This window comes from Nocardia sp. NPDC055321 (genome assembly GCF_053645575.1).
On sequence record NZ_JBSHMS010000064.1, the window covers coordinates 1 to 8345 of the forward strand.

Below are 8345 nucleotides of genomic sequence, written 5' to 3' on the forward strand. Positions count from 1 at the left end.
CTGGTGTTTGCGGGGTCGCAGGGTGTGCAGGTCCAGGTGGTGGTCGGTGGCCGGGACCAGGATGGTCGCCGCGCACTGAACATCTACTCACGCTCGGGTGAACCCGATGCCGGGGCTGCGTGGATTCCTCACGCGCAAGGCGTGCTGGGTGATGCTGAGACAAGCACGCCAGCGGATTTGGTCGTGTGGCCGCCGACCGAGGCCGTCACGGTCGAGATCGGTGAGCTGTATGACCGGCTCGCCGAGAACGGCTTCGAGTACGGTCCCACCTTCCAGGGCCTGCAGCGAGTGTGGCGACGGGGCGACGACGTGTTCGCCGAGGTCGGCATCCCCGACAATCAGGATTTCGCTGCATCGATGGATGTGTCCGGGTTCGGGTTGCATCCGGCATTGTTGGATGCGGCGTTGCACGCGCTCGGCGTGGAGTACTTGATCGAGGGCTCGTCTGGAAGGCTGCCCTTCTCGTGGTCTGGGGTGCAGTTGTACGCCAGTGGCGCCGAGATGCTGCGGGTGCGAATCTCTCCGTCCGGACCGGACGCGGTGTCGATCACGGTGGCCGACGAGACCGGCGCGCCGGTGGCGACGGTTGGGTCACTGACCCTGCGCCCTGTCACCGCCGAACAACTGCGTCGAGATTCGAGTACCGGCGGGGGCGAGTCGCTGTTCCGAGTCGACTGGGTCCCCGCGCCGACCACGACATCGACCCTCGTTGACGAAGGCTGGTGGGCATTGGTCGATGCACGCCCGAATGTCAAACCATCACTGGTGATTCCGGCGGGTGTCGACGCGTGGTTCCGCACCGACCTCGAGACCCTTGCCTCCGAGAGCACCGCTCCGTCGGTCGTGGTGGTGTCATTGGATACCAGCTGCTCTGACCTCGCCGGTGTCGCAGACCGGGTTCGCGAGGTGACCCATGAGACGTTGGCGGCGCTGCAATCCTTCCTCGCGGACGAACGATTCGCCGATTCTCGACTTGTCGTTACCACCGCCGATCACTTCGAGGATTCGGGACTGGAGGCTGTGGTGGCCGCGGCGGTGTTCGGGTTGGTGCGCTCGGCGCAATCCGAACATCCAAACCGGTTCACCCTGCTCGATACCGATCATCATCAGTCTTCGTGGGACGTGCTCCCGGCCGCACTTGTCGCCGATGAGCCCGAGCTGCGGGTTCGTTCCGGGGCGGTATCGGTGCCACGACTGGTCCGAGCGAGTCTGTCGGGATCTGATCAGGCAATCGAATCCCCCATGTGGGAACCCGAGGGAACCGTGCTGATCACCGGCGGTACTGGGGATCTGGGTGTGCTGGTAGCCAAGCATCTGGTAACCGCGCACGGAGTCACACGTCTGCTCTTGCTGAACCGCAGGGGACCTGCGGCCGAGGGCGTGCCCGAGTTGTTGGCCGAGCTGGCTGCACTCGGGGCCGTCGCCGAGGCTGTCGCATGCGATCTCGCCGATAGACAAGCCCTCGCAGCAGTGCTGGGTGCGATCCCGGCCGAACATCCTCTGACCGGGGTGATTCACGCGGCTGGCGCGCTCGACGATGGTGTCATCGAATCGATGACTCCTGTTCAGATCGATCGCGTGTTGGGTCCCAAGGCGCAGGGGGCATGGAATCTGCACGAGCTGACCCGGGACTCGGATCTGTCTGGGTTCGTACTGTTCTCGTCGATCTCCGGAGTTGTGGGTAGTGCCGGACAAGGCAACTACGCGGCGGCGAACTCGTTCTTGGACGCGTTGGCACGCCATCGGCGGGCACAGGGGTTGGCTGCCCAGTCGCTGGCGTGGGGGATGTGGGCACGGGACGAGGGAATGACTCGTGAGCTGGACCTGACCGACAAGGCACGGCTCCAGCGCTCTGGCATCGGAGCACTCTCCGCCGCTGAGGGACTGGCATTGCTCGACACCTGCGGCACACGCGAAGACGCGGTGCTGGTGCCGGTTCGCCTGGATATCGCCGCGTTGACCCGAGCACATCACACGACCGGGTCGGTGGCGGCTTTGATGCGCGGCCTGATCCGCGGCGCGGTGCGGCGTTTCGCGAGCAGGAGCATCGCAAGCAGTGAGACCGCGCTGGCGGCGCGTTTGGCTGGACTGCCCGAATCCGAAGCGCGCGCTGCGATTCTCGATTTGGTACAGGCACAGGCAGCGGCGGTACTGGGGCACGGCGTAGGTGCCGATGTCGACACCGGCCGTGCGTTCACCGATATCGGGTTCGATTCGTTGACCGCGGTCGAGTTGCGGAATCGGCTCACGACCGTGACCGGGATCAGGTTGCCGGTCACCACCATCTTCGATCACCCCACACCAGAAGCGTTGGCTCGACACCTCGCCGCGCAAGTATTCGGCGCCCAGGTCAGAACCACCACACCGCCGCCATCCTTGAACGACCTCGACCCCATTGCCGTGGTGGGGATGGGATGTCACTTCCCCGGCGGTGTGGCTTCGCCGGAGGATCTGTGGGACTTGGTGTCCGGTGGCGTGGACGCGATCGGGGAGTTCCCGATCGACCGAGGCTGGGACGAGAACCTCTTCGACGCAGATCCGGACGCGTCGGGTAAGACCTACACGCGTTCTGGCGGGTTCCTTTACGAGTCAGCCGATTTCGACGCCGAGTTCTTCGGTATCAGTCCGCGTGAGGCGTTGGCGATGGATCCGCAGCAGCGGTTGTTGTTGGAGACCTCGTGGGAGGCGTTGGAGCGGGCGGGAATTGATCCGCGTTCGATGGCCGGTAGCGAGACCGGTGTGTTCACCGGCCTGATGTACCACGACTACGGCTCCGGCGTAATCGCCCAAATCCCAACCGAGGTCGAAGGCTATCTGAGCACCGGTATGTCGGGCAGCGTGGCCTCGGGGCGGGTGTCCTACGCCCTGGGTTTGGAGGGCCCTGCCGTCACCGTCGACACGGCATGTTCGTCCTCGCTGGTGGCGGTGCATCTTGCGGTGCAAGCGTTGCGTGGTGGGGAATGTTCGCTGGCGTTGGCCGGCGGTGCCACCGTCATGGCGACTCCGACGACCTTTGTGGAGTTTTCGCGTCAGCGGGGTTTGTCGGCGGATGGGCGGTGTAAGGCGTTTTCGGCGTCTGCTGATGGTGTGGGTTGGGGTGAGGGTGTGGGTGTTCTGGTGTTGGAGCGGTTGTCCGATGCCCGCCGTCACGGTCATGAGGTGTTGGCGGTGGTGCGGGGTTCGGCGGTGAATCAGGACGGTGCCAGCAATGGGTTGACCGCACCGAATGGTCCCTCGCAGCAGCGGGTGATTCGCGCGGCGCTGGCCAACGCCCGGCTGTCGCCTTCCGACGTCGACGCGGTCGAGGCGCACGGCACCGGCACCACCCTCGGTGATCCGATCGAGGCTCAGGCGTTGTTGGCAACCTACGGGCAGGATCGCGTCGAGGGTCGGGCGTTGAAGCTTGGTTCGCTCAAGTCGAATATCGGTCACACGCAGGCTGCCGCGGGTGTGGCGGGTGTGATCAAGATGGTGATGGCGATGCGCCATGGCGTGCTGCCGGCGACGTTGCATGTGGATGCTCCGTCCCCGCATGTGGATTGGGCCTCGGGGGCGGTGGAGTTGCTCACCGAATCCCAGGCGTGGCCCGAGACGAGTTCACCTCGTCGTGCGGCGGTGTCCGGGTTCGGGATCAGCGGCACCAACGCACACGTGATCCTCGAACAAGCACCCACGGAATCCACACTGATGGCCGAGACCGACCGAGGAACAGCCAACGGCGCTGAATCGGATGCCGTTGTGCCGTGGATGATCTCAGCGAAGTCACCGCAGGCCCTGCGGGGCCAGGCCAGGCGATTGCGTGAGTTTGTGGCTAGCAACGGAACCTTTGCCCTGACCGATATCGGGTACTCTCTCGCAGCCACGCGGTCGGTGTTCGAGCATCGCGTGGTGGCCTTGGGTGCGGATCGAGAACAGCTTCTGGATGGTCTGGGAGCGGTCGCTGAAGGCCGGGATGCGGTTGGTGTGGTGCGGGGCGCGCTGGTGCCGGGTGCGACGGCGTTCGTGTTCTCGGGTCAGGGGAGTCAGCGCGCGGGGATGGGGCGTGAGCTTCATGCGGCGTATCGGGTGTTCGCTGAGGCGTTCGATGCGGTGTGTGCGGTGATGGATCCGCTGTTGGGGTGCTCGTTGCGGGAGGTGGTGTTCGCTGCACCTGATGTGGACGGGTTGTTGGATCGGACGGTGTTCACCCAGTCGGGGTTGTTCGCGGTCGAGGTGGCGTTGTTCCGTCTTCTCGAGTCGTGGGGTGTGCGTGCGGATTTCGTGATGGGGCATTCGATCGGTGAGCTCGCTGCCGCGCACGTGGCGGGGGTGTTGGACTTGTCTGATGCGTGTGTGTTGGTGGCTGCGCGGGGCAGGTTGATGCAAGCCCTTCCCGAGGGCGGGGTCATGGTCGCCTTGCAGGGCAGTGAATCCGACGTGGCGGAGCTGCTGGTCGGCTATGAACACCTTGTCGCTATTGCGGCGGTGAACGGTCCGAACGCGGTGGTCATCTCGGGGGAGCACGCGGCGGTCTACGACCGTGTCTCCGAGTGGGAGGCACAGGGGCGTAAAGCCAAGCGCCTCAGAGTGAGTCATGGTTTCCATTCGGCGTGCATGGATCCGATGCTCGAGGAGTTCGAGCAGGTCGCGGCGGGGTTGTCGTTCCACGCGCCGCGGATTGCGGTGGTGTCGAATGTGACCGGGTCGCAGGCGAGCACGGAGCAGTTGTGCTCGCCGGCGTACTGGGTAGCTCATGTCCGGGAGTCGGTCCGGTTCCTGGACGGGGTGCGTTGGCTCGAGGAGCAGGGAGTGACCCGGTTCGTGGAGTTGGGTCCGGACGCAACCCTGACCACTCTCGGCCAGAGCTGCGCGGGCGACGGTTCGAGTGCGACGTTCGTCGCAACTCAGCGAGGTGATCGTCCCCAGATCGAGTCGTTGCTCGAGGGAGTGGCGCGAGCCTTCACCGCCGGGGTGGATGTGCGGTGGGAGGAGATCATCACGGGTGGTCGCCGGGTTGGTCTACCTACCTATGCCTTTGACAGACAACGATTTTGGATCGACACGCCGACTTTTACAGGCGATGTCACCGCAGCGGGTTTGAATGTCGCCGAGCATCCGTTGTTGGGTGCGGGGACTGAGCTTGCGGGTTCTGATGGTGTGGTGTTCACGGGTCGGTTGTCTGTTCGTTCGCATCCGTGGTTGGTCGATCATGCGGTGTTCGGGGTGGTGTTGTTGCCTGGGACCGCGTTCGTGGAGTTGGCGGTGTTTGCGGGTGATCAGGTGGGTTCTGTTTCGGTGGAGGAGTTGACTCTCCAAGCGCCGCTGGTGTTTGCGGGGTCGCAGGGTGTGCAGGTCCAGGTGGTGGTCGGTGGCCGGGACCAGGATGGTCGCCGCGCACTGAACATCTACTCACGCTCCGAGACACCCTCAGGTGAACCCCGGGCCGGGGCATGGATTCCGCACGCGCAGGGCATGCTCGGCGATGCGGTGATCGGAGTACCGGCGGATTTGGTCGTGTGGCCGCCGGCCGAGGCCGTCACCGTCGAGATCGGTGAGCTGTATGACCGGCTCGCTGAGAACGGCTTCGAGTACGGTCCCACCTTCCAGGGCCTGCGGCGAGTGTGGCGACGGGGCGACGACTTGTTCGCCGAGGTCAGCATGCCGAAGGACTCGAGCTCGGACGGATCCGGATTCGGATTGCACCCAGCACTGTTGGATGCCGCGTTGCACGCGCTGGGTGCGGAGCCGCAGATCGACAATGCCGGTGGGCGACTGCCCTTCTCGTGGGCTGGAGTGCAGTTGTACGCCAGCGGCGCCGAGGTGTTGCGGGTGCAATTGTCCCCGCTCGGGACGGACGCGGTGTCGATCGCGGTGGCCGACGAAACCGGCGCGCCGGTGGCGGCGATCGGCTCGCTGACAGTGCGCCCCGTAACCGCCGAACAACTGCGCCCGGATTCGAATACGGGGGTTCGTGAGTCGTTGTTCCGGGTCGACTGGACTTCCGCTTCGGCCACGGCACCGATGGCGACCAGTCACGGCTGGTGGGCAGTGGTCGACCACAGCGCTGAGCGTTCCCAACTGATTCCCTCGGGTGTCGAGACCCGGTATTACCCTGACCTCGAGACAGTTGCCGCGGAGATCACCACCGGCGTCCTCGCGCCGGAAGCCGTTGTCGTGTGGACAGATTCGGCCGACTCCAATTCCGCCGAGGTCACGCACGAGGCCCGCAAATCCATCCATCGGGTGTTGGAGCTGATCCAGGGCTGGCTCGCGGAGGACCGATTCACCGACACCCGGTTCATAGTCGGCACCCAAACCCGTCGAGAGGAGGGATCTGCCTCTGCCGCAACGCATCACGCGACCGTCGCGCGTGTGAGCGATCTGCTCGATGCGTCGATTTTCGGCTTGATGCGCTCGGCGCAGGCCGAGCATCCGGGTCGTTTCACCCTGCTCGATATCGACGATCGACAATCCTCGTGGGATGCGCTCCCGGCCGCACTCGTCGCGGACGAGCCCGAGTTGCGGGTTCGTGCCGGGGCGGTGTCGGTACCTCGGTTGGTCCGGGTGGGCGTGCCGACCGCGGACCCGGATCGGCTGCGGTCGTGGGATCCGAACGGGACGGTGTTGATCACCGGTGGTGCGGGTGGGCTGGGCGCGCTGGTAGCCAGGCATCTGGTGACCGTGCACGGCATATCGAGTCTGGTGCTGGTGAGTCGTCGAGGCTCCCGGTCGCCCGGGGTCGCGGAATTGGTGTCGGAGCTGACCGGACTGGGTGCGGTGGTTGACGTCGCCGCATGCGATGTCGCCGACCGGCAAGCATTGGCGGCCGTGATATCGGCGATTGCGCCCGAACGGCCCTTGATCGGAGTGGTGCACGCGGCGGGTGTGCTCGCGGACGGTGTCATCGAGTCGATGACACCCGACCAGGTCGATCGGGTGTTGGCGCCGAAGATCGAAGGTGCCTGGAACCTGCACGAGCTGACCGCGCACTTGGACCTGTCGGCATTCGTGTTGTTCTCCTCGATGTCCGGGATCATGGGTGGGCCTGGACAGGCCAACTACGCGGCGGCGAACTCGTTCCTGGACGCGCTGGCGCGATACCGCCGCGACCGTGGCATGGTCGGGCAAGCGCTGGCATGGGGTCTGTGGACGCAGGACAGCGGGATGACCGGCACCCTCGAGCACACCGACCTGGCACGGATGAAGCGGTCGGGTATCCGCGCTCTGTCCACAGTCGAGGGATTGATGTTGTTCGATGCCGCAGGTCAGCACGACGACCCGGTACTGGTCCCGGTCCATTTGGATCCCGCAACTCTGGCCCGCGCACATCAGCACAGCGGACCGGTCCAGGCATTGTTCCGTGGCTTGGTTCGCGGATCCGTCCGACGGTCGGCGACCCCGGGATCGCCCACCGAATCGACTCTGTCCCAACAATTGAGCGGGCTGTCGGAGTCCGATGCCGACTCGCTGGTCCTGGAGGTGGTTCTGGCCCAGGCCGCAGCGGTATTGGGATACGACGGCGGAACCGGAATCGCACCCTCGCGAGCGTTCACCGACATCGGGTTCGACTCACTGACCGCGGTAGAGCTGCGCAATCGGCTCAACACCGCGACCGGGATCCGGTTGCCGGTCACCACCATCTTCGACCATCCCACACCAGCGGCCCTGGCCCGGTATCTCACCGCACAGATTCTGCCCTCGGCCGAGTCCCAGGTATTCCTGGACTTCGACAGGCTCGAATCCGCATTCCGTTCGCTGTCGTCGGATCGAACAGTACGAATGCAAGTAGCGGACCGGCTACGTTCTCTGGCTTCGATTTTGAATGCCGGGTCTCTTCCGGTCGATGCCGACGAAGATCTGGAAGCCGCGAGTAACGAGGATCTCTTCGCGCTCGTCGACAGCGGATTCGACGATATTCCCGGTCTTTCCTGAACAGAATATTTTCGCTGAATACTGAATACTCAGTGCTGATTTCGAGGTGTTTGTTGTGAGTGAAGAAAAGAAGCTCCGAGAGTACCTGCAGCGTTCGATCGCCGACGCGCGACGGGTGCGCCAGCGTCTCCACGAGGTAGAGGAGACGGCGCGGGAGCCGATCGCCGTGGTCGGTATGGGGTGTCGTCTTCCCGGTGGGGTCGTGTCACCGGAAGGGCTGTGGGAGTTGGTATCCGGCGGTGTCGACGCGATCGGCGACTTCCCGATCGACCGAGGATGGGATATGGAGGCCTTGTACGACTCCAATCCTGAGGCCTCCGGCAAGGTTTACACCCGCAATGGTGGGTTTCTTTATGACTCTGCGGATTTCGATGCTGGTTTTTTTGGTGTCAGTCCGCGTGAGGCGTTGGCGATGGATCCGCAGCAGCGGTTGT

2 protein-coding genes are annotated in these 8345 nt (G+C 64.6%); both read left to right on the plus strand.

Going from position 1 to position 8345, the window contains the following annotated elements; all coding sequences use genetic code 11:
* Nucleotides 1–24: 24 nt before the first annotated feature.
* Entirely contained in the window at nt 25–7911 is a 7887-nt protein-coding gene (locus ACWIGI_RS41465; RefSeq protein ID WP_454209186.1) for an SDR family NAD(P)-dependent oxidoreductase, read from the plus strand.
* Nucleotides 7912–7966: 55 nt separating this feature from the next.
* Nucleotides 7967–8345, plus strand: a 379-nt coding sequence (locus tag ACWIGI_RS41470) for a beta-ketoacyl synthase N-terminal-like domain-containing protein (protein WP_454209187.1), incomplete at its 3' end; no start/stop codon positions are given.